The 21,329-nt window shown below is 35.6% G+C and carries 41 protein-coding genes and 2 tRNA genes; 1 reads left to right on the top strand and 42 read right to left on the bottom strand.

The window, feature by feature from the left end; translation table 11 throughout:
* Nucleotides 1–33: 33 nt before the first annotated feature.
* Both AC220I_RS02005 and AC220I_RS02000 read right to left on the bottom strand, forming a co-directional pair.
* Nucleotides 34–117: transfer RNA gene (locus AC220I_RS02005), tRNA-Leu, on the bottom strand.
* A 5-nt stretch (nt 118–122) separates the two neighbouring features.
* Nucleotides 123–419: a hypothetical protein gene (locus AC220I_RS02000; protein ID WP_486722165.1), complete on the bottom strand. Its 297-nt coding sequence runs from the start codon at nt 417–419 to the stop codon at nt 123–125.
* Nucleotides 420–450: 31 nt separating this feature from the next.
* On the opposite strand from AC220I_RS02000, the gene AC220I_RS01995 reads away from it, so the two are divergent.
* Complete coding sequence (locus AC220I_RS01995) at nt 451–663, top strand: hypothetical protein (protein ID WP_486722164.1); 213 nt, start codon at nt 451–453, stop codon at nt 661–663.
* 1 nt (nt 664) lies between these two features.
* Here the strand turns inward: AC220I_RS01995 and AC220I_RS01990 are convergent.
* The 40 genes from AC220I_RS01990 to AC220I_RS01795 form a co-directional block, all read right to left on the bottom strand.
* Nucleotides 665–742: transfer RNA gene (locus tag AC220I_RS01990), tRNA-Glu, on the bottom strand.
* Between the two features lie 615 nt (nt 743–1,357).
* Nucleotides 1,358–1,726: a hypothetical protein gene (locus tag AC220I_RS01985; RefSeq protein ID WP_486722163.1), complete on the bottom strand. Its 369-nt coding sequence runs from the start codon at nt 1,724–1,726 to the stop codon at nt 1,358–1,360.
* Nucleotides 1,723–2,142: a hypothetical protein gene (locus AC220I_RS01980; RefSeq protein ID WP_486722162.1), complete on the bottom strand. Its 420-nt coding sequence runs from the start codon at nt 2,140–2,142 to the stop codon at nt 1,723–1,725. The genes AC220I_RS01985 and AC220I_RS01980 overlap by 4 nt, the downstream gene beginning before the upstream one ends.
* A 1-nt stretch (nt 2,143) precedes the next feature.
* Complete coding sequence (locus AC220I_RS01975) at nt 2,144–2,431, bottom strand: hypothetical protein (RefSeq protein ID WP_486722161.1); 288 nt, start codon at nt 2,429–2,431, stop codon at nt 2,144–2,146.
* A gap of 1 nt (nt 2,432) precedes the next feature.
* Nucleotides 2,433–2,873, bottom strand: a complete 441-nt coding sequence (locus AC220I_RS01970; protein WP_486722160.1) for a hypothetical protein — start codon at nt 2,871–2,873, stop codon at nt 2,433–2,435.
* 1 nt (nt 2,874) lies between these two features.
* Nucleotides 2,875–3,801, bottom strand: coding sequence for a hypothetical protein (locus AC220I_RS01965; RefSeq protein WP_486722159.1), 927 nt, complete (start codon nt 3,799–3,801; stop codon nt 2,875–2,877).
* 98 nt (nt 3,802–3,899) lie between these two features.
* Nucleotides 3,900–4,457, bottom strand: coding sequence for a hypothetical protein (locus AC220I_RS01960; RefSeq protein ID WP_486722158.1), 558 nt, complete (start codon nt 4,455–4,457; stop codon nt 3,900–3,902).
* A gap of 35 nt (nt 4,458–4,492) precedes the next feature.
* A complete protein-coding gene (locus AC220I_RS01955; protein WP_486722157.1) occupies nt 4,493–4,810 on the bottom strand; it encodes a hypothetical protein in 318 nt (105 codons plus the stop codon).
* Nucleotides 4,811–4,891: 81 nt separating this feature from the next.
* Nucleotides 4,892–5,992 carry a hypothetical protein gene (locus AC220I_RS01950; RefSeq protein ID WP_486722156.1) on the bottom strand — a complete coding sequence of 367 codons (1,101 nt, stop codon included), beginning with the start codon at nt 5,990–5,992 and terminating at the stop codon, nt 4,892–4,894.
* Between the two features lie 115 nt (nt 5,993–6,107).
* Nucleotides 6,108–6,704 carry an HD domain-containing protein gene (locus AC220I_RS01945; protein ID WP_486722155.1) on the bottom strand — a complete coding sequence of 199 codons (597 nt, stop codon included), beginning with the start codon at nt 6,702–6,704 and terminating at the stop codon, nt 6,108–6,110.
* Nucleotide 6,705: 1 nt separating this feature from the next.
* Nucleotides 6,706–6,816 carry a type IV pilin protein gene (locus AC220I_RS01940; RefSeq protein ID WP_486722154.1) on the bottom strand — a complete coding sequence of 37 codons (111 nt, stop codon included), beginning with the start codon at nt 6,814–6,816 and terminating at the stop codon, nt 6,706–6,708.
* Nucleotides 6,800–7,096: a small multi-drug export protein gene (locus AC220I_RS01935; RefSeq protein WP_486722153.1), complete on the bottom strand. Its 297-nt coding sequence runs from the start codon at nt 7,094–7,096 to the stop codon at nt 6,800–6,802. The genes AC220I_RS01940 and AC220I_RS01935 overlap by 17 nt, the downstream gene beginning before the upstream one ends.
* A gap of 95 nt (nt 7,097–7,191) precedes the next feature.
* Nucleotides 7,192–7,581: a hypothetical protein gene (locus AC220I_RS01930; RefSeq protein WP_486722152.1), complete on the bottom strand. Its 390-nt coding sequence runs from the start codon at nt 7,579–7,581 to the stop codon at nt 7,192–7,194.
* Complete coding sequence (locus AC220I_RS01925; protein WP_486722151.1) at nt 7,574–8,026, bottom strand: hypothetical protein; 453 nt, start codon at nt 8,024–8,026, stop codon at nt 7,574–7,576. The genes AC220I_RS01930 and AC220I_RS01925 overlap by 8 nt, the downstream gene beginning before the upstream one ends.
* Nucleotides 8,016–8,363 (bottom strand): hypothetical protein, encoded by a 348-nt coding sequence (locus AC220I_RS01920; protein WP_486722150.1) that lies wholly within the window; start codon nt 8,361–8,363, stop codon nt 8,016–8,018. The genes AC220I_RS01925 and AC220I_RS01920 overlap by 11 nt, the downstream gene beginning before the upstream one ends.
* On the bottom strand, nt 8,351–8,671 hold the full coding sequence (locus AC220I_RS01915; protein ID WP_486722149.1) for a PEP-utilizing enzyme: 321 nt from the start codon (nt 8,669–8,671) through the stop codon (nt 8,351–8,353). Before AC220I_RS01915 ends, AC220I_RS01920 begins: the two co-directional genes overlap by 13 nt.
* Nucleotides 8,664–9,107 (bottom strand): hypothetical protein, encoded by a 444-nt coding sequence (locus AC220I_RS01910; protein WP_486722148.1) that lies wholly within the window; start codon nt 9,105–9,107, stop codon nt 8,664–8,666. The genes AC220I_RS01915 and AC220I_RS01910 overlap by 8 nt, the downstream gene beginning before the upstream one ends.
* 9 nt (nt 9,108–9,116) lie before the next feature.
* The gene (locus AC220I_RS01905; protein WP_486722147.1) at nt 9,117–9,470 is read right to left on the bottom strand and encodes a DUF6915 family protein; all 354 of its coding nucleotides are present in this window, start codon (nt 9,468–9,470) and stop codon (nt 9,117–9,119) included.
* 25 nt (nt 9,471–9,495) lie between these two features.
* Nucleotides 9,496–10,134: a hypothetical protein gene (locus AC220I_RS01900; RefSeq protein ID WP_486722146.1), complete on the bottom strand. Its 639-nt coding sequence runs from the start codon at nt 10,132–10,134 to the stop codon at nt 9,496–9,498.
* Entirely contained in the window at nt 10,131–10,442 is a 312-nt protein-coding gene (locus AC220I_RS01895; RefSeq protein WP_486722145.1) for a hypothetical protein, read from the bottom strand. The genes AC220I_RS01900 and AC220I_RS01895 overlap by 4 nt, the downstream gene beginning before the upstream one ends.
* Complete coding sequence (locus AC220I_RS01890; RefSeq protein ID WP_486722144.1) at nt 10,443–10,931, bottom strand: hypothetical protein; 489 nt, start codon at nt 10,929–10,931, stop codon at nt 10,443–10,445.
* Nucleotides 10,928–11,170, bottom strand: a complete 243-nt coding sequence (locus AC220I_RS01885) for a hypothetical protein (RefSeq protein WP_486722143.1) — start codon at nt 11,168–11,170, stop codon at nt 10,928–10,930. Before AC220I_RS01885 ends, AC220I_RS01890 begins: the two co-directional genes overlap by 4 nt.
* A complete protein-coding gene (locus tag AC220I_RS01880; RefSeq protein ID WP_486722142.1) occupies nt 11,163–12,347 on the bottom strand; it encodes a T4 RnlA family RNA ligase in 1,185 nt (394 codons plus the stop codon). The genes AC220I_RS01885 and AC220I_RS01880 overlap by 8 nt, the downstream gene beginning before the upstream one ends.
* 54 nt (nt 12,348–12,401) lie before the next feature.
* The gene (locus AC220I_RS01875) at nt 12,402–13,064 is read right to left on the bottom strand and encodes a hypothetical protein (protein ID WP_486722141.1); all 663 of its coding nucleotides are present in this window, start codon (nt 13,062–13,064) and stop codon (nt 12,402–12,404) included.
* Entirely contained in the window at nt 13,057–13,488 is a 432-nt protein-coding gene (locus tag AC220I_RS01870) for an EamA family transporter (protein ID WP_486722140.1), read from the bottom strand. Before AC220I_RS01870 ends, AC220I_RS01875 begins: the two co-directional genes overlap by 8 nt.
* Nucleotides 13,488–13,916, bottom strand: coding sequence for a hypothetical protein (locus tag AC220I_RS01865; protein ID WP_486722139.1), 429 nt, complete (start codon nt 13,914–13,916; stop codon nt 13,488–13,490). Before AC220I_RS01865 ends, AC220I_RS01870 begins: the two co-directional genes overlap by 1 nt.
* Nucleotides 13,917–13,963: 47 nt before the next feature.
* On the bottom strand, nt 13,964–14,305 hold the full coding sequence (locus AC220I_RS01860; protein ID WP_486722138.1) for a hypothetical protein: 342 nt from the start codon (nt 14,303–14,305) through the stop codon (nt 13,964–13,966).
* Complete coding sequence (locus AC220I_RS01855; protein WP_486722137.1) at nt 14,305–14,700, bottom strand: hypothetical protein; 396 nt, start codon at nt 14,698–14,700, stop codon at nt 14,305–14,307. Before AC220I_RS01855 ends, AC220I_RS01860 begins: the two co-directional genes overlap by 1 nt.
* A 1-nt stretch (nt 14,701) precedes the next feature.
* Nucleotides 14,702–15,034: a hypothetical protein gene (locus tag AC220I_RS01850; RefSeq protein WP_486722136.1), complete on the bottom strand. Its 333-nt coding sequence runs from the start codon at nt 15,032–15,034 to the stop codon at nt 14,702–14,704.
* A gap of 4 nt (nt 15,035–15,038) precedes the next feature.
* Nucleotides 15,039–15,461, bottom strand: coding sequence for a hypothetical protein (locus AC220I_RS01845; RefSeq protein ID WP_486722135.1), 423 nt, complete (start codon nt 15,459–15,461; stop codon nt 15,039–15,041).
* The gene (locus tag AC220I_RS01840) at nt 15,451–15,906 is read right to left on the bottom strand and encodes a hypothetical protein (RefSeq protein WP_486722134.1); all 456 of its coding nucleotides are present in this window, start codon (nt 15,904–15,906) and stop codon (nt 15,451–15,453) included. Before AC220I_RS01840 ends, AC220I_RS01845 begins: the two co-directional genes overlap by 11 nt.
* 1 nt (nt 15,907) lies before the next feature.
* Nucleotides 15,908–16,150 (bottom strand): hypothetical protein, encoded by a 243-nt coding sequence (locus tag AC220I_RS01835; protein ID WP_486722133.1) that lies wholly within the window; start codon nt 16,148–16,150, stop codon nt 15,908–15,910.
* Nucleotides 16,132–16,761 (bottom strand): hypothetical protein, encoded by a 630-nt coding sequence (locus tag AC220I_RS01830; protein WP_486722132.1) that lies wholly within the window; start codon nt 16,759–16,761, stop codon nt 16,132–16,134. The genes AC220I_RS01835 and AC220I_RS01830 overlap by 19 nt, the downstream gene beginning before the upstream one ends.
* Before the next feature lie 71 nt (nt 16,762–16,832).
* On the bottom strand, nt 16,833–17,231 hold the full coding sequence (gene pth2, locus AC220I_RS01825) for an aminoacyl-tRNA hydrolase (RefSeq protein ID WP_486722131.1): 399 nt from the start codon (nt 17,229–17,231) through the stop codon (nt 16,833–16,835).
* The gene (locus tag AC220I_RS01820) at nt 17,213–17,440 is read right to left on the bottom strand and encodes a hypothetical protein (RefSeq protein ID WP_486722130.1); all 228 of its coding nucleotides are present in this window, start codon (nt 17,438–17,440) and stop codon (nt 17,213–17,215) included. Before AC220I_RS01820 ends, pth2 begins: the two co-directional genes overlap by 19 nt.
* A 350-nt stretch (nt 17,441–17,790) precedes the next feature.
* The gene (locus AC220I_RS01815) at nt 17,791–18,120 is read right to left on the bottom strand and encodes a hypothetical protein (RefSeq protein WP_486722129.1); all 330 of its coding nucleotides are present in this window, start codon (nt 18,118–18,120) and stop codon (nt 17,791–17,793) included.
* 79 nt (nt 18,121–18,199) lie between these two features.
* Complete coding sequence (locus AC220I_RS01810) at nt 18,200–19,510, bottom strand: SPFH domain-containing protein (protein ID WP_486722128.1); 1,311 nt, start codon at nt 19,508–19,510, stop codon at nt 18,200–18,202.
* 253 nt (nt 19,511–19,763) lie between these two features.
* Nucleotides 19,764–19,985, bottom strand: a complete 222-nt coding sequence (locus tag AC220I_RS01805) for a DUF6356 family protein (RefSeq protein WP_486722127.1) — start codon at nt 19,983–19,985, stop codon at nt 19,764–19,766.
* Complete coding sequence (locus tag AC220I_RS01800) at nt 19,966–21,141, bottom strand: tRNA nucleotidyltransferase/poly(A) polymerase-related protein (protein ID WP_486722126.1); 1,176 nt, start codon at nt 21,139–21,141, stop codon at nt 19,966–19,968. The genes AC220I_RS01805 and AC220I_RS01800 overlap by 20 nt, the downstream gene beginning before the upstream one ends.
* Nucleotides 21,122–21,328: a hypothetical protein gene (locus tag AC220I_RS01795; RefSeq protein WP_486722125.1), complete on the bottom strand. Its 207-nt coding sequence runs from the start codon at nt 21,326–21,328 to the stop codon at nt 21,122–21,124. Before AC220I_RS01795 ends, AC220I_RS01800 begins: the two co-directional genes overlap by 20 nt.
* Between the last annotated feature and the right edge of the window lies 1 nt (nt 21,329).

The raw sequence follows: 21,329 nt of genomic DNA, 5'->3' as shown, positions 1-21,329 counted from the left end.
TTAACATAAAAATTCTTTGTGATCAAGGGTTAGTAGCGATGGAGGGGTTCGAACCCTCAATCCCGAAGGCACTAGGGTTTAAGCCTAGCGTGTATACCTGTTTTCCACCACATCGCCATAGTTTATACATCAAAATGAACTTCAACAATTCTAAACGGTACTTCAGCAACTTTGGTTGCATGTTCGAACGCATCTTCATGTGTTAAGTCAAAACGTAGACCACCATACCCAAAACTATCAATCCAATAAGGTACATACCGTATATTACCTTTTGCAACTTGAAGTACTAGAACATGGTAACCAGACATGACACTCAACTTACCTTGTTTTTCAATAATAAATTTTTCACATTCTTCTTGTGTGCTATACCCAACTGTATCAGCACCTTCCTCTCTGATGCCTGTATAACGTAACATCATCACTCACCTCACTTCTACCATATATACGGTTATGGAAATTATCTTTCAAAATCAAACAGCTGCTGCAAAGATTGCAAGACAACTAGTAATGGCTTCTCAAATTAAAGTCTATCAAGATGGAAAAAAGCCTACTCTTGCTAGAATTGAACAGACTGCAAATGATGCAGCCAATCTCTTTTTGTCTGAAATTCATCAAGCCATTGAAGATGAAATTAGAACTTTAAAACAAATTGTTATTGAATAATTGGTACACCTGACGGGAGTCGAACCCGCATTTCTCTGATTGAAAGTCAAATCGCCTAGGCCAGTTAGCAGACAGGTGTATACGTAAGGGACTATTGTTTATATCCGGCCCTTCTCGGATAAAGTCTTTTGTAGTTAGGGCGCTTACTCATTTTATACCAAACAAAATGATCCCTTTATTCTTTCACGGGTGACCGGTTTTACGGTTCTAATCCCATACCTGGACTTCATGTAAGTACCACCTTACTGAAGGGTTGCTTAATATAGGGAGGGGGAATTTCAACCACTTGCTCTTACTATATTAACCGTTAAACAATAAAAAAGGCTCAGTTCTTTCGAAGTGAGCCTTTTGATTCGTTTCTTAACTTAGAAAATCTTAACTTATAAAATTCTCCACAAAAGGCTCGTTTCTCTGTTCTGGGCGATAACCTCGTAACAATGAGGACGCACAAAACCCCACCGACCACTCGGGTTGATTAAAGAGTATATGTTGTTGTGAATGTCTTGAACTCATTGTTCTGCCTTTGTTAAAAATTAAAATTCAAATGTTGAATTAATATTACTATTATTTATATAAGATGTCAACAGTTTTTTATCTTATTGATTCTCTTAATGAATATTTGAAAGAAGTAAAACTGCAAGTACCATCATACCACCAAAGATGATAATAACTGATGATACTGCAAGGAATTTTTTCACTTCACTTCTCCCCACTTGTCCTTTTGTTTTGCTCGAATTGCGAAATTAAGTTCTTCCTTCTTTTCTTTCGTTTTAGCATTTTTTAACATGCTCTTCAATTCAGCAATTGTTTTATTTTTATACTTGCCTCTTTCACTTTTGGCAACAGTTACTTCTTTGTCCCACTTCTCAACAACTTTCATAGATTTTCTACGTTGTTGTACATCGTGTTTTTTCATTTCACCTTTGAGAAAATCCACATTGCGTTTATGTTGAGCTCGTTTTACACCACGATCTTCTTTTGCTTTCTGATCACGAATTTCTTCAGATCTACGTTTACGTTCTTCAAAAGAAATAACTTCTTCAAATAACTCTGATAATTTCATAAGTAATCCTTTAAATCAGCTTGTTCTAAGGCTGCAGATACATCTTGTGGAGTCATCCAGTTTAATAATGCTTCAATTATTAAATCTGCAGGAATTTTACGTGTTCTAACAGCTTGACGTACTGTTGATTTCACATTTTGTCGAAAGTCGTTTTGTTCTCGATCAATTTTTGCCAATCTGTCTCGTTTTGCTTTTCTATCACCAAATGAAGAAACATTTTCATTCACATTTTTCTTTTGAATTTCTTTTAATTTATTTCGGAGCATTTGAAGTTCACCGTTGTTACTCTTTTCACCAGACAATCTACGATCATACATTATTTGACGGATTCTAGCTTCAATGTTCTTTTTTGAATATTGATCAATATGTGGATTCTTTTTGAAAAAATCTTCTTCAAATAGGTCTTGAACTTTCATCTCACTCTCTACGTTTAGCAGGACCTGTAAAGTGTTTATTCTTTACGTCCTTCCATTTCTTGCGGATATGTTGTTCATTTCCAGTAGCAATCATTTCTCTTTCATCTGACCCTTCGATAGGACGAGAAATTGACCAATGACTTGGATGTTGTCGGAGTTCAGCATTGTTGTGATTACCACGACCTGTATCTCTTAGGACACTTTTTCCTGAAGGAATTGATTCAAATAATTCTTTAAGTCCAGGTTGTGGTGGCATGTCACCTTCATTTAGAATTTCACGAATTTTCATTTTAGATCTCTATTTTGTTACGTAATGGTTTTTTATGTGGAGCACTTGTTTTAAAGTATGAGTAAAATGTCTTAGCACTATTTCCCATAAAATCATCAAGAAAGTCACGACCTGTTGAATCCAACTGACGAAAAGTACGATAAGCTTGACTTCGGTTTCCCATACGTACTTCACGTAACATTTCTTCAAGGTCTTCAGCAAGGTGTAAGTATTCGGCTCGATCTCTTCGGTTTGGTTCACTTTCAGCATGATCATCTGCAGCTTCTATTGCTTTCTGTAGTACACGTAAGATTGCTCTCATTTCAACAGGACTAAAACCTTTAAGACGTTCTTCACCAAACTTGCCTGAAATAACATCACCTTCGTCTAATTGTTCCTTCGATTCATCAATACGATAAAATTTGATTCTAGGTACTTTTGCAAAAATGTCTCTTAACGCCATCTTACTTCCCCTTAACAACGTTAACGTAATCTTTTAAAGAAGGTTTACTTCCAGTCATTAACCATTCCCAAACAACTGCTGGAATTTCTGTATTGATTGGTGATTTAACACCAGCAACGTACAAAGCAGCTAATTTACAGTCTGCAACAGTAGCATCTGAGAAATAATCCAAAAGCTCTTTCATGACTTTCTGACAATCAGTGAAGTACTGATGTTTGCCATCATCACGACCTTCATACTTCTTAATATTTGCTTCAGCATCACGTAATACACCACGAATTGCTGATGTGACTTTTCCAGGAACCTGTACTTTATCTTCAGGTTTCTTCTTTTCCATCCATTCAATTGGCTTATCAAGATAGTAGTTGGTATTAGTCTCAGCTTTCTCTTCAACTACTTCTTTCTCAACTACAACTTCTTCAACGATTGGTTCTTCCTGTTCAACATCTTCTGTGACAATGTTTAACTGGTTTCCTTTGACGAGCATGACTGCATCTTCTTGACCTGCTTTATCAAGAGGAACGATCCCAATAAAATCATCTTTAGCATCAGGAACTTCCACAAGATAGTGTGAGCCATTATATTCAACTTTTTGCCCCTTTGTAAATTTTACTGATTCTTTTTTAGCTTGTTCTTCTTCGGCCCTTGCAACCACTTCTTTTTCCGCATCTTCTGCAGATTTAGCATCTTCTTTGTTGTCTTCCTTAGCCTCTTCTTCTGCACTTTCACCATGCATTGCTTTCATTACATCAGCATGATGGTGTTCCATATAATGTGCATGAAATTCGGAAGCAGACATTTTTAACCCACAAAAAGGGCAAACAACGTCTTGTTTAACTGCTTCTTTTTGTTCGGATTCTTGAAGAGATACCCATCTATCAGCAGGAACTCCTGCTGCTTTTTGCATTCTTCGTAACATATCACTCATATTAGGCTCCTAATGATTGTTTAGTATTTATTGGAACCAACAAAAAAGGCGCTCAAATGAGCGCCTTAGATGTCCCCATCCGAAGATGGCAGAGTGGTTTATCGAATTTGAAGAGCTTCTTCTCGACCAGTTTCAAAAGCATTGACTGCTCGTTCAGACGTTACAACTACAATCTTATCCAAATCAATGCTTGGAAGACCTGCAACTCTCAACCACATACCTTGCCAAAAGGTACGAAGTGCTTTCTTATATTGACGTTTAATGTCGATAAGTTTGGTCTGAGAATTCTCAAACTTATTTCGACCACCTTCAATTAAGTTCTGTAAGTTACGATATGTACTTTGATCCAACTGTGGATTTTGTTCTTTAATCCACTGAAAAGCAGCCTTTGAACCATCACTACCATAACGAGCACCCAATGTGCCAGTGAAAATTTTCACCAAATCATCAGTTTGCATGGAAGGAATTTGAGCAGCCTCTTTGATTTTCTTGCCATAGTTGGCAAGAATTTGCTCATTGTTCTTCATTTCAGCTTCCAACCGAGTTTCCATATCAGCACCATAATTGTATGCACTGACATAAGAACCAAAAATCACTGCTCCAATCAGAACAAAGATTCCAACGATACCAAGTGTTACAATTACACCTTTACTCATAATGTACTTCTCCTTTGAAGTTTTGTTTACAAAAGTTATATTTCGACTTTTTCGAAATATTGTTCACTCCAATTATCACCCAACTTATTTAAAAAGTCAAGCATTATTCGCAATTCATGAACTTGAGCATAATCAAGTTCAATTTTGATTGTTCCAAACTCTACCACAATAGAGTCACCTGTATCAATAATTTTGGTAACAATATCACCTTGTACATGATCATTCCACCCTTTACCATCCAATAATAAATGAAATTCATTTACCAAATCAGTATCAATTTTCTTCAATCGATACTGATCCACTTCATTTTTGGTATCAGAAGAAATAATTATTAAGTCTTCAATTGTATTCATTAATCTATAATTCCCATTTTAATCTTGGTGATTTGTGGTGTGGACATTCTGTACAACTTGTAATTTCGATTCGAACAGTCATTAATATCTCCTTCTCCATTCTTCGTTGAACACATCATTCTTATGCATATAAATCATTGCACCAACACCACCAAATATTCCCAAGATGATACAAAAAATGTACACCCATGTTGGAGGATTAATTTCATCTTTTAGATATTCAAGATTAGAATGTGCAAATCTATCAAACTTATTAGGTACCCAATAATCAATTGTACTAATTAATTTGTCCTGATCAACGGTTTTCATATCAGTTAAAGCATTTCTTAACGAAGCATGGAAAACCTCGTTTCCTGAATTTAAAGCCCATGTCATCACATCAGCCCATAAAATTTCTGGATAGTGTGGAGTTCCTAACATTATAACAATATCATTTTTCTTACCACCTAACCATGCACGCTCCAATGCATACCTATAAGTTGCATCAGATGTGTTTACAAATACAACATGAATATTGGCTTGTTTCTTAGGACCTAGATGTTTCAGTATCTCAGCAAGTTTCTGATTAAGTTCTGCTTGGTGAGGAACTGATACACCCATTGCATGTATACGATTTACATGATAATAATCATAAACTCTAGGATAAGTAGGAATTAAATTTGCAAACTGGTCACCAGTTGTGACATCTTTATCATTAAATAAAGAACTTGGAACTGCTTGTACATAATTTGTATAACCATGTTCAACAGCAACAGGTTCACCAGGTCGTATAGATGTCCAACGAGGAGGTTCGTCAAGACCTTGACGATCCAAACGGTCAATACTTAATGTACCAACATTTGTTAAAACATCCCAATCAACATCATAACTGTGATCATAACAAGTTTGACAAATTTCTGTACATGAACGATTGTTTCCACTTCCACTACACGAAGTTACACAATTGCACGAATATGAATGTGAACATGATACTTCATTTCTTTCTTTTGAAAGAACTTCACCATTTAATATTTCTCTATCATACGTCTGAGCGTAAGATCCTAATCCATAAGCAATTCCAATTGGAAGACAACAAATGAGTATTTGTACTCCCATTTCTTTCCAAGTAATTGTTTTATTGAAAACCATTCGTCCAACGATTGCGATAATTATTGGAATTAAGAATAACCAAAGTAGTTGCATGTTTATCTCCGTTTGAATAAGGATTTAACCCATTGATAAGCTAATTTTCCCATAACAAAGCACCCAAAGGCAACAATTAGGGGTAAATAAACAAAAATAATTCGAAGATTAAGTTTTAACTTATGTGACATGTTGGTGTTAATAAGTAAGTGTCCATTTTGTTTAAACGAACATCACCTTTAATAAGGTCGATGTGGTCATACTTAGTTAAGATTTTTTCTGCTGCAGGTTCAAGCAGTTTGCGTGCTTTCTTATACCGTTTTGTTAAGAAATTTTGTTCGTCCTCCATTAAATGGTTAATTCGAGAAGGACAGGAATTATCATAATTATCAGCTAATTTTACCAAAACTGCAAAATCTCTTGCTAATTCACTATGAGTATTAGCTCCATTGATAATACGTTTAATATTATCCATATATGTTATGGAACGATCTTTTGTAACCAACTCAACAATATCTAATGTTAAAGAATCAAACCCAACATTCATTAATTGTTGACGATCAAGTGATGTATCTTCTACAACATCATGTAAAAGAGCTCCAAATATTAATGGATCAAAAAAATCATCAGGATAAGCAAGATGTAAACGAAGACCAACTCGATAAGGATGGTACCAATAAGGGAGTCCTTTCTTATCAGTTTGTCCATCGTGAGCCTTTATCATAAAGGATACAACTTGATGGATTCTTGGTCGAAATGGTCTTGGAGACATTTTACTTTCCTAAAGCTTGTGCAACAGTTGCAACTAAAATTCCGATAAATGCAACCACAATCATCAATTCAATTAATGTAAAACCTTTTGCTTTTTTAATGAAATTTTTCATAATGTTTCCTCTTTGCATAATCTATGTTACATTCAACATAGGTTTTTTGATCTGATAATAATGTTAAATGAGTTTTCGCACACTTGTCAACAATTTGTTCTTGTTGAACAGCTCGTCCACATTGAAATATTAAAAACATAGGAATACCGACCAACATTACAATTCCCCACCAACCCATAAAACGTTCTACTTTGGAGTTGAAAAGTCTTGTCCTGTTTTCGTATCTACGAATTCTGGAGCGTTCAGTACGAACTCTTGTAACGTATCTACTTTTAGCCATAGACGCATCCAATCAACCAAGCAAATAACATTGTTCCTAATACAATTCCAGCGAATGTCAACATCCATCTGAATAGAAATTTAATCCAGTAATAATTAGGTTTCGCTTCGGAATTCATTTTTCAATTTCTCCTTTGCTTCTTCAATTACAAGATTCAATTCTTGTAATTCTTCGAATGTTAAGGAAATGGCAGCGTTAGATGAAATACGAACATTTATTCCTTTTGTTTGGTCGGGTCCTTCATATTTGGAAATTTTAAATCCTTCACCTAATGAAACATAGATAAGGACATCTGCGGTAAATGCTTTTCGTAATTCAACATGAGGAAAACCAGTACGTTGTCCAACCAGTTTTCCACGCCATGAATATAAGTCTTCCTCTGACATGTTTGGTACATAAGTACCAGGTATTCCAGAATCAGAGGAGTACATTTTATTGTGCTCCTCTGTAGTTCTTACTTTTTTAGGTTTGTCCCAATTAATCATAATCTGAGTAACTAAAGTTGAAAATTTCAGCAATCAATTCTTCGTGTGGAATCATTTCAGGAATTTCCCAAATCTCAAAACTAGGAAAATCAGCTAATCGACCATTCCCAGTTAGGACACGAACAATATCGTCCAATTTGTCAGCACGTTCCTCATCACCATTTTGATCTGCTTCAATGATTCCAAGTTTACATGCATTAACAATTTCACCCCTTAACAATACCCCTTCCTGCTTCTCGATGACAACAGGAAATTTACCCTGTACTTTTCCACACTCTAAACAAATATTCATTTGAACATCATCACCATCACAAATATTTGGAATGTCGGGAAAATATGTGTTTTCTGACATAATTCCATCAGTCTCACAAACAAAATCAGAACAATCTTTACTGTGGGCATATAAATGTGCTACACGTTTGGAACCACACTTATCACAACTCATCTTCTTTAACCTCTTTATCATTATCAAGAACACGTAAAAATTTGTTCCCATCCACACCAGGATTTGAACAAACTAAAGTGTATTTTTCACCACGATATACCCACTTCGGTAGAAAACGTTGTGTATAAATTTCATCTTCATAATACTGACCAGCTTCCTCGTCCTTAAGTTGTTCTAACGTTTCAGCATAACGAATGAACTCTCTTTCATCCTCATCAATTATCCAATAATACTCACGAGTATCTTCTAGAGGAATTGCAACCCAATCTTCTCTATATCCAAAATATTCAAAAACTTCCTGACGTAATTTGAAATAATTTTCAATTATATCTTCCACAACACTTTCCCTTCTTCACAATCAATTATAACTCTCTGTACATCCATTAGTTCCACTATTGCACCAGGCATTGCAACAAGAGGTTTTTTCATCTCTCTTGTTACAATTGCTAAGTGACAAAGTTGATTACCAATTTCAGTAATTATTCCTTTACAGGTTAGTCCAGCCACATGATAGTCAGCACCACCATGTGGAATAATGATGATGCTGTTTTCATTAACAACATCACCACGATCAGGAATACAAACTTCTCCCTGAACTACCTTTCCACGTCCACCAATAATACGAACGGTATGACTATTAGTCATGTTCGTATTCTTCAGACTCGATACGAATTGGGGTTTCATTGTAAACTATGACTTGTGCGTGGTCATCGAAAAGATCCAACATCAACTCTTCATTGTTAGAAATGAATGTTGAAATGGAATTGAAATCATCCTTCAAATGTTTTGGAACCCGCCAAGTTTCTTTACCACCAACAAATGATTCATAAAGGTTGAAGTCTTCCATTTCCTCAGGAAGAACGTCTGCTAAACAAACTTCACCAACATTAAAAACACATTGATCACCATCATTAAAGTAAGGAGTATACTGAACCCAGTAGACTACCTTAATTTCTGGGTGGGCTTCAAAGAAAGGAGGAAATAGATTTTCCATAAACACTTTCTTTGCTTTATTCATATAGGATAATTTTGCATCATCCAATTCTTTTTGCAATGATTCTAACTCTTCTTGCCAACTCATATTTCACCTCTAATCAATTTTCAAACGTTTCACTTTTTGCCGTTTTTTCATTCCACTCATCCACGGCTCGATTCTCATATTTCTCAGCCACTTATCGACTGATGGTATGAATCCTAAATCTTCTTGAATATGCTCTTCAGCAATATCCCTAACTTGTACTACTTTACCAGCACTGTTTGTAATGTACACTCCAAAAACTTGTTCAGCAAGAAAACACCCAAATGAACTATGTAACAAAGCTCTATGACGAACATCTGCCAATGTTGCTTTGGAAGAATCAATAAAGTTATGAATGTCAAGATAATCTTCTATCTCTCCACCATATTTCTTTACACTTAATCTTGCATGAAAATAAGGTTTCATTTATAGTTACCCTTTAGTTTATGAATCACAAGTTCATCTTTTTTAGAAAACTTTTGTGATGTTTCGGATTACAAAAATAGATATCATTCTCGATAAGTTTCTTCTGAATATATCGACCACAACACTTGCAACGATTTTTCTGTTTTTTAACAGTAGTTTCAAGTCTTGGAACATCAGTTGGAACAATATCACCATCTTGTTCGGCTGCTTTACATATTAACCAATTAATAAACAAATCAATTGGAACATTTAGTACTTCACTCTGCTTAACACCTAACTTACCAAGATCGCGAATGAAATCTTCTAATTGATCTGAAGCATTAATAAATGGATTGAACTCTCTAATCTTACAACCTTGATAGATAACCGTTGCATCTTTGTCGATTATCTTAAAGTTCCCCATATCATCAACTTCAATGATTGTACCATCATCAAACTCTAACGTAGAGTTTGGTTGTACTTTTTGATTACCTGTAAGTACTCGAATAACATCATCATCAAAGGATGATGCTACAACTGATAGTCCTGATCCAGAGAATGTAGTGGTACTAGCAGTCGTTGAAGTAGTTGATGAGTTTATATAATACTGACCATTTCCCGAAACATAAATTGCAGGTCCTGTACCAGAAGTTACAAACGCAGAATTGGCAATTGTTATACTCATTTATTCAACCATTTCTTTCTTAAAAAATTGGCAGCAGAATTCGTTTCCATTTTTAGTGATTGGTGACTCCAAACACGTTCAGTAGGATCTATCTCAGATCCCCACTTACTGTCCCATCTTTCACTTGTCACCTGTCCATCTTCGATGACACGACAATGCTGATGTCCACAATAAGGACAAATTATAATGTGGTTTCCATCGACCTCAAAGTCAATTGAAGCATAAAAGGTGTTCGAACAATCATGACAATGCATATCTGTTCGAACAATTCCTTCTGCTCTACCTTCATCATCAATCTGATTTGACATTTAGTTTCTCAATTCATTAATTGCACGTTGGATTTTATTGACAATAACTTTACCTTTATCACCAACAGTTTCGATTAAGTGTGACCACTTACTTTGTTCAAAGATTCTTTGACGAAGTTGCATAGATTCTGCAACACGTTGGGCTGCATTAAGTTGATCCTGTACAGATGCATACCGTAAACCATCCTTACCACCAGCAGCCATTACTTTATCCCAAGGGAATGGAGTTTTGTCGTGAAATAGCCAACCAGCATCAACTTTACAGTTGGAATCACCATAAGAAAAGGTTTCTTTGAAGCCTTTTTCAGGCATAGCATCACGATATTCCACAACAGGATTTTGTGCCATATCAAAGATGGAATAGATGACTCTACCACCTTCAGTTGATTCTACAAATAGGAGACTACCATCTTCATGTTCTCCCCAAACTCCCATCATTAACACATCACTTTTTGCACTACCATGTCCTGGCACGTCTTGTGTACTCATTTTTTATCCTCAATATGTTCTCTTGTATCTAAGATTGATTTAACAAGAAGACGATATTCTTCTTGTTGTTCTTTTTCTTGTAAATATTCTTCATCTGCATAATCGTTGCATGATGGAGAACCACAAGAATAGGTAGGTACGTACCAAGCCCGTTTTCGAGCAAGGTCGTACACATTCATTAAACGTTTAGTTGGAAGATTCTCCAACTGTTCTTTTGTTAAAGAATCCCAACTACTCACTTTCTTTTACCTCATCTTTAATTCCAAACTTCTTCCAATTACGTCGCATGAAATCAACATAATCAACTTCATGATCAAGATATTTGGACATTGCAAGACCGAATGCAACTCTTGGTAATTCTTTCTGACCTAAAATTGCATAATCCTTACGCTCCAAATCCTTGTTTGTTGTGTAGAAGTTTTCTACTGTTGCAACTAAATGATTATACATCTTATCAACTTTTATTTCCATCTCTTCAATCATTTTAATAACTAAAGGATCATCATAAAATAAGGAACGTAAATCATCAGTAGCTTGTTCAAGCACAGCTTCATACAAGCGACGTGGAGAATTAATGGAATCTTTGGCACGATGTTGTACTAAGTACCATTCAGTCTTCACTTTAACGTGTTGAATGCCATCAACATTCCAGTGTGCATCAGTTCCAGTACGGATCTTTGCATGGTCACCAGGAATTTGAATAACATAACCTTCCACACCTTGCATATCAGGAATACTTTTCACAAATTCTTCAGTTGCATTCAATTCTGTAATCTCAATCCAATTTTCATGCAAAGCATCATAATCGATTGAAATACGATCAGGAAATTTAACGTACTCACCTGTATCCAAAACACGAATGTTAAGGATAGTCAACTTAGGTTCTAAGTAACCAATCACAATTCGATTATCAGGAGCACACCATTCCATGTTGATACAGTAACCATATTCAGTTAACTGCTTCAATTGCCACTCTAACCGAGAGTTTTCAGGTCGATTTAAGAACTCCATAGCATTCAATGCTTGGTCCGAAAATAACGAACCTTTTGTCTTTAACCGAAACTGACCTTTGTGCATATAGGTAGAAATTAACGAACCATCAGCCTTCAACATCACCTGATTGATTTGAGAAAGATCTAAATCAATTGTATGAGGATTTTCGTGTAAGTTCCAGAACTTCTCCATTGGAAGAGCTACTAAACGAATTGCTTCACCATCCCGAATTCGGAACGTAGTTCCACGACATTCTCGAGCATTAGGAGCTTGAAAATCCATATAGGATGCTAAACGATAATTGAAGATTCTATATGTAGAACCATCCAATTCCTGATCAGTAAAGTAGAAAGCTTCATTTGTTTCTACCAAATTCATCAAATCGTTATACAGAGTTTTCTGATATTCGTTTAATGTATTCATAATATTTCCAACTTAATATATTTGAAAATATTTTACAGTAAATGAATAGGGGAATCAACGTGGAGCGAGAGAGTACTTACGAAAAGTTTCAATGTATATTTTACGATATTTGTGCACATATCTCCATGGAATAACACTTAATCCGAAAGTACGGAATAACCACCAAAAAGAAGAAGTACCCATATAAGCTTGAATTTCATCCATCATAACATCTTCATGATAGTACCCCCAATCTTTTATGGTTTGTTTTAGAGTTGCTAACACTTTTGGAGGGAGGGAATTTGTTAATTTGTCACAAGCTTCTTTATATTCAGGATATAGATAATAGAAAGCATGAGACATTTCATGTGCAAATTCTCCTTCATCATAAATGCCAATAATATAGAAAGGTTCTTTGGAATGGAGTGGTTCACTTAGGAGATTTTTTAATTTAATTTCTTTTTTCAAGAAGTGCCCATTAAACAATTCGAAAAATTGTCTTACAACGTGTCCTGGAACATTGTATCCATCCCAATCAGACGTATATGAGAAGTCACCATATTCTTCTGCATAACGGTCCATAAATTGTTCGAGTGTGAAAAAATGACCTCTTATTTCTTCAAGAGGAGATTCATAGAATTCTTGTATTCGCATAAAGGTAGATGAAACATTATATTGACTTTCACCTGTTAACAGGTAGATATTTTTTGCTGGTGATGTTAAAGTTACTTTAGCCATTATACACGATAAGTCCAACTCCTGCCATAATTAGTAGTCCACCCAATATAGTAACAGGTGTAAATGTGTTTTGTTGAAATAAAACAAATGCACACAATCCCGTAAACACTGGGTATGAAATTTGTATCAATGCTACATGAGTGGAGTTATCATGTAGCCCAAGTGCCTTATAAAACATAACCGAAGCAATGATACTCAAGGCAGCAGCAATACCAGCAAAGATTTTTATATCCATTGTACTTTGGTATAACTTAACATAATCATCTGCTATTTGCTGATAAGTAAACGGTAACATTGCAAATAATACAATGTTGGGTAGCCAGTAAAGCGAAACAGGTGAGAGTACGGGTGAGAGACGAGCTATAAGTAGATAAAATAATCCCCAAAAGAATGTTGATCCTAGTGCCCAACCCCACCAAGCCATTATATTTTCTCACTCATATTATTGTTAATTTTATTTAAGATAAAGGTTCCAATTGCTTTTAACATTTGATTCCGTTTACCTTCATAATGTCTTAATTCAATTCCAACTCTTGTAACTGAATCTGTATTAGGTAAATTGTAACGATCTCTAAGAGCATTTAAAAACAAATATGCAAGATCCGAAGCATAAACCTCTTTTGTATTTAAAATTAGATCAAGTTGAAATTTAGCTTCATCGGGAAAATTACGTATACCATCATCAAGATGATCTAGGAACATAAGACTTCTATAATCTTTATTAAGAAGGGTAGTAAAATCTTTCATTAAATGACGTTCACGAGCTTTTAAGGCACGACGAATCGCTCGTTCATTTAACTTCATAAAATCATTATACCAATTATGATATGTATCTAAGTGATCAACAGCCATCTATTTCTCCTAGTGTGCTTGAAGTATATAGGAAGCTTAACACCTAATCAACAGCCACAAGTATCAATTTTCGGATATTCGACAGAAGTAGATCTCCAATCAGCATCAAACCCTCGAAATTTCGAAAGTTCCTTAACTGCAAAGGTGATTATCTCTTCATATTGCGTCCATGCAGAGGTCATAGCAGGGACAGGACGTTCAACACCCACTACTTGATAAGCTTTATGAACTAATTCTAAAGCATTAGCCCATTTTTGTTCAGTGTCTTTTGCACCTTCTTTAATTCGTTTTTGTAATTCTTGAATGACGTCAGGTTTTAATTCAGAAAGATCTGAAGCTTCTTCGATTGTGTCGACAGGTTCGAGATTTTTAATTTCGTGAAGTTTCATTATTCTTTAAACCTTTCTTTGTAAACTCTCGTGTAACGTACACGACGTAAAAATAATCTTTGCATTTCTTGGTCAAACATACCATTAAATATATCTGTCCCTGTATATGGTTCAACACTCTCAAAACTTGCAATATTAATGCAAGTTTCTAAGTCATCATAGAATGACCAACATTTTGCTAACTTGTTCTTTTGATCATCAGTTAACTGCAACGTAATTGAACCTGCATTATTTACAGACCAGCAACTAGCAAACTCACTAATCATTAAGTCAACAAACTCTTCTCTTGCTTTGCTGAGATAAATCTCGTTGACTTCAATCGTTAACGAATCATTAAATCTTTTTTGCTTTTCACGACTTTTAGGATTTAGTACACGAACTTTAATTTTTCGCATGTTATACTCCTGTGTGTCGTAATTCCCACAACTTTCCACCATCAACAAATTTTGTTTTGATAAGTTTATAGTGTCCAGTTCTCATAAGATCATCAACAATAGTCTGATATAACTTACGTTCTTCAGCAGTTTTTGCAAAGAATCGAGTAGTATATCGTTTATTTTTCTGATATTGCTGAAGTGCTGAATTAACCCACAAAGCAGCAACACCTGTAGCAATTGGATGTTTTGCAGCAGTTGCTAGTGCTTTCTTAATAAATTTAGCTTCCAGAATGATAACATCACCATCAACAGATGCAGTCAGTGGATTTTCAATAAGATCAATCAGTTTCATGAAACTATTTATCTGTTTTTGGCTTCTCTTTGGGCATTTCGGGGGCAGCCATGTTGTTAACATTTTTGCGATAATAAATAACTACAGCTCTGTATTGTTTCAAAACTCTCTTTACTTCCGCGATGTTACCAGCAACATTTTCATACCCTTGTGCTGTTAGTACATATAAAGCCATTGGGACAGCCTTACCAGCTTCCAAATCCTTCAAATATTCTCTCATTCTATCAGGAGTCCAAATTTCATATTTCACATCAACAAAATTTGGGGCATCTGGTAATGGTGGATGAAATACAGGAATTGTTGATGTTCTTGTCTCAACCTTTACAGGTTCAGCAGGTTTAATTTGCATTCCAGTACATCCCACAAATGTGCTTGCTAGGATGAATAGTAAGAGATACATGCTGAGTGATGGGCTTTTATTTTTCACCTTTAATCTCCTTCTCAATCTGTTCTGGATCTGCTATATCATGCAGATCTTTAAAGACTTTTTTAGTTCCTTTGTTAACTAATTTTTCGAGCCATTTTGGCTTACTTAGGGTAAGACGATCCAAATCATGTTCTTTAAACTTTTTCTTTGTATCTTCGGCTTCTTTGCGAGCCTCATTAGCTTCCATCGAAAGATTTAGAATACGTTCTTGATCTTCTCGTTGTTGTTGCTCCATTCTAATAATCGTATTATTTTGAGCCTGAATACTTTCCCGAAAACGTTGTTCATTTGCTTTGTATGTTGCTTCATTTTGCAGTAAAACAATTTTTTGTTGTTCTAAATCCTCAATTTTGTGTGTTAAACTAAGCCAGTACATGTATATACCTAACAAAAAGAGAATTAACACTCCATATTTCCAGTATTTTAGTAAGAATCCAATCGGCATCTTAGTCTCCAAATATTTTTTCTAAAGCCTGTTCAGCAATTTGTAAATCTTCTTTTAATTGCATATTCTCATAACGAGCCATATCCAAGTTGCGTTCTGCTGAATACAGTTTATTTTTCTTCATTTTGAGTTCTTTACCCTGAAGCACCAACTGTTTTTGAAGTCGAAGGTTTTCTTTTAAAGCTACCTTCAACTTCATTTCCAATTTTTTATAATCATTTACGGTTAGTTTTTTGGTTTCCATTGATGTCTTCTTTTACTTTGCCATTTCCAACTCTTTTCGGCATGAGTTCGATAATCATCCCAAACGGTTGGTAAGTTAGCAGCATTTCTTCTAGCTCGAACTTTAACAGGGTATTCTTCATCATCCCAAGCATTTGCCCACTTACGTTCCTGAAACGTGCGCATATAGTGGTAACCACCCCAGCAACCTTTCTTGTAACCAGCATGATGAACATACCATCTTTTGCGATATTTATAGACTTCATCTCGCCACTCTCGATATAATTCAATTAATTTCGAAGGAGTGTAAAGATAACCATTGTGATCATAGACCACATAACAAGGTATATTACCATCTGAGTGAATGTTGCAGTTTTTGTTACGACAAGGCAACCAACCACGACGTTTGTATGGAGAGAACATACAAAAAGTATGTTCTATATTGTGGCTGAAACGATGTTCGAATGCGTATTCGTTATAGGATCGGAATAACTCAGGTAGGGTTTTAAAATGTTCCCAAGTTAAACGTTTGTGCAATTTTTCAAACCATTGTTGACAATGCTCACTGAAAACTTCTTCGTAAACATAATCATATCGATAGACGTAAAAACCGTCTTCTTGTTGATAGTACATGTGGTACCTCCTTAATTAATTTAACTAAGCATAACCACATCCTCCTTTTGCATATATTTTCATGTTCATATTTATAATAACTTTAAATGTCCAGTAATTGTGTCTATTAAATCAGCTTCATCGGGTCCAATTGCAACAGCAGTATAAGTTGGAACACCACCAAATTCTGTTAATCCTGCATCTTTAATGAGTGAGCAAGGAATATCCATGTTTCGAGCTTCTTTCCAGATTTGGATCAATTCTTCCTCAGAATCAACTCCAACACATATTTTTGTGAATAATCCTAAAGCCCAAGCTTTCATTTCAGGAGTTACTTCAACAACCATAACTTCACTTTCGGGATGTTTAAAACCAGCACGATCAAAAAATACAGCCATAGATGCATGTGCACCTTGGGCTACCATTTTACCCTTACGCATTTTGAGGTCTTTTCGAATTACAATTACTTGTTTTATGGTTTCTGTTGCCATGTTATTGCCTTATCATGAATTTGTATAATTCCATCGTGGATATCATAAATGAATTCAACTATAGGATCAAGGTTTGCATCATATTTTAGTGTAACATCGACTAATTCTGCAGTTGAAGGAATACCATCAACACATTCTGATTTGTCTAGTTGTGAACCCTTTATAAACATTGTTCCAAGTATATCACCACTAATCGTTACTCGAATCATCTTTTTCTCCTACGAGCTTTGGTATCTTTATTTCGATCATAAAATTCAGGGTCTTTCTTTGAGACCCACTTAACAAATTTCTTTATCTCATCGTGTCCACACAAACGATCGATTGTGTGGTAGTAACTCAAAAGTTCTCGTTCAGAGAACGTGTGATGAATTTTCTGATGGCAAATCTTGTGTAGAGTCACAGTCTCTTTTCCCTTAAATGTTTTGGGAATTAAGTGATGTTCATCTATTGAATTACCAGTAATAAGTTCACGTTGACAGATAGGACATTTCATGTAATTATTATACAATAAAAAAGGTGGCCTAAGCCACCTTTTTTATTTAATGAAGAAGGAAAATTCTTAGTCTTTCTTCTTATCTTTTTTGTCTTTGCAAACGCAAGGGTCTTTTCCACAATCTTTACAAACTTTGTCGTCTTTCTTGTCTTTTTTACCTTTGTCGTCTTTCTTGCCTTCATCTTTTTTGTCATCTTTCATGTCGTCTTCTTCATTTTCATGTGACATTCCACAAGACTCACCTAACATTTCACGGAACTTTTCAGTTGTATACTCGTGAATTGCTTGGTCTGCTGATGAACCATCATCGTTCATCAAAGATTCTAACATTTTCATAAGTTTAGCTTTGTTCGCCATTGTTTTATCTCCCAAAAATTGCAATTTATGATTAATCATTGTTATTTATGGAGAAAAGAAAAACCCACCCCAATTTCTTGGGATGGGCTCTCGTCATCAACAAATCGGCAATTTGTGATTATTTTTTGACACTTAGATCTAAATCTAGAGCTTTCAAATTTTTCAACAATTGAGTAGTTGCAATATTGTTAATATCACTGTCACTACCTAACGTTCCAGTACTGCCACTGTAGATTACAGTTCCAGGTACATTACGTTTTGCCATTGCATCCATTGCATCCTTGTTCATCTGAACAATTGCATCAATTTTGATTTGCAATGCATTGTCAGCGTTTAACAGAGCTTTCTTTTCATAAGCTTGAGCATCTGCAAGAACTTTTACTGATTGTGCCTTAATCTTATCACGATCTAGCTGTACTTCAGCAGTTTGTTTATCAATACGTGCTTGTTCCAATTGTTTGTTAGCACCGATTAATGTCAAACGTTTTTCCGTTTCAGCTTCAGTTGTTTGTTTGATCTGAGCTTTCTTAGCAGTTGCTTGTTCTTCTGCAACTTCACGATCACCTTTAGCGATTGCTAATAAACGTTGTTCTTCTTCCTGAGTCCGTTTTTCCTGTGCAATTGCACGATCAGCAGCAGCCTGTTGTTTCAACGTCATACGTTCAACAAACTTTTGGTTTGGCTTTAAGTCAGTTACACGAGCTTCAATAACTGTTATTCCATAATCAATGAAGTTCTGAACTTTACGTTCAAAAGTAACACCATCTTCTTTCATACGTTTTTCAACAACCCAACGTACTTTTGCATGGTCACCAAAATCTTTTTGATTTTTACCAAGATCAGCAGCAGCCGAACCTGTTGCTTGAGCAGTTTCATCTTGAACAACAACTTGACGACGCTCAACCAAGAAGATACCATTTTGCATTTGGTTTTCAAACTCAGCATTAAACTCAGTACGACGACCACTGTAGTATTCCTCTGCAGCCATTAATGAACCAGTTGCTTGAACAGTTTCTTTAAATGCAGGAATCAAAGCAGTACGTAATAAGTTTTCAGGTGTGCGATATTCATGTGCTAACTTTAAGAAAGTTTCACGATCAGTTGGAATACGAAAACGTGTGGTTGCTGAAATTTTTGAATCAACCTGATCTAACATCACAACAGTTAGTGGTGCTAAAGATGCTGACGTATTTGCTCCAGCTTCGTTTTCAGCTTGAACATTTGCTACTGCACTACCAGTATCATCTGCTTGAACAGTCATAGCTTTCTTCCATGCATTAACTCTACCAAATAAGTAGTAACTATAACCAAGATCATCTACCACTCGTTCTTCACCAGCAATGGTTCGAACATGATAAACAAATCCAGGTTCAGCATAAAAGAAAATACTATTGAATAATCCCAAACCAAACATCACAATTGCTAACACAATTAATGATGGTCGTACAGCATTGGGGATAGGCCATGCACGATTTTCACGCTCACTTTCCATCGCTTCGTTAATCTGCTCTTCAGAATAACTCCCACGATCTTCGGCCTTGCGGCGAAGTACAGCGATTTCTCGCTCTACTTTCGATTTATGTGCAGAACGTAAAACAGTTAAAACAATAACTGCAATTACTAATACTACACCTAAGAATATACCTAAAAATGACATTCGCATTTCTCCTCTAAGGTTTAAATTACCGATTTGAATTTCTGTCTTGCAATATACGAACTATCTCCACAGTACCCTCTGAAGCAGTTGTTTCAAACAAGAACGGAAAAACACTATGAATCGTACATGCAACACCGAGCAAGATCAACCGTAATCCTAGGGTCAATGCAAATACTAAGTGTTGCAGATACGTTTCATTCACCTGACTCGGATGGTCAGTGAATAGTTTAATGAATTGACGTTTCAATCTCCTCTCTCCACAGCTGAATTAACCTATTATGAATCGCTTCTTTACGTAAACGATTAATAGCCTCACCAATTTGGGCACCCTTTAACGTTTCTTGTTGATGAGAACTCAAATCACTAAATGTTACCTTTCTAGTAATATTTGCAACATCACTTAACCATGATAACATTTGAACAAGTGACATGTCACCTAATGCATTTGCAATCATTGTGACTGAAAACAAGTCTTGAGTTTGCTTAAATGCACCAAACTTTTGAATTAACTCAAATGTTTCTTGCACATCTTTTCTATCCCAAGAATTAATTAATGGCCAAGTTTCAGATACGACTTTTGCTAGGTGATGAAATTCATTTGAAATTTTCAACCTATCAGCAAAAGTTGTTACTTCACTTGGTACACAGTGAACAAATAACATTGCAAACCTTTCTTCGTCAGTTAATGTAACATATGTACATTCCAATCCCTTTGCAACCAATTCCCACATTTCAACTAATTCGGGAAATAGTACATCCAATGCACCAACAATTCTTAAAGTGTACAAGAACTTAATGAAGTATGGTTCAGAAAGTGATTTGGAAAATTCTAACCAAACTCTTTCGGAGGTTAAATGATCAATTTCACCATTATTAACCATATCTTGCATCAACAGTAAGGTGTTGTTGTTAACTTGAAAATTGTACCTTGCTACAAACCTACAAACACGCAACAAACGTACAGGATCATCACGAAAATGTTCTGAGACATGACGAATGGTTTTGTTCTGCAAATCAATTAAACCTTCAAACGGGTCGTACAAAGCTAACATATCACCATTTTTAGCATCTTCCCAAGATTCAACAGGAATAGCCATAGCGTTAATAGTTAAATCACGACGAAACAAATCATCCTTTAGTGTTACTGAAGGAGAAAAATCCACAGTAAAACCATGATAACCTTTACCACTCTTTCTTTCAGTACGAGCCAATGCATACTCGTCACCTGTTTCTGGATGCAAGAACACAGGAAAATCAGCACCAACCTGATTGAAACCAAGTGATAACATTTCTTCTGGTGTGGAACCTACAACGACAAAGTCGAGATCTTTTGGATCTCGACCAAGCATTAAGTCCCGAACTGCACCACCAACAACAAAAACTTTATTTTCTAGCTCTCTCATGTAAATCTATTCCAAAATCGATTGCATATTTTTTTGCGTTTCTCCAACCTTGTTCCCAATATGAATAGTACATTGGTTGATCTTCTCCATAAGGATTATCTTCCAAAGTTTTTCCTTTGAAAAACGCAAGTTCACCTTCACCAGCCTCACGACTGATAAGACCATTTAAGTAGTGTACATTTGACATA

This window comes from Fusibacter sp. (genome assembly GCF_057447755.1).
The sequence above is the reverse complement of the archived record's forward strand: the minus strand, read 5'-3'. Positions and strand labels throughout refer to the sequence as shown.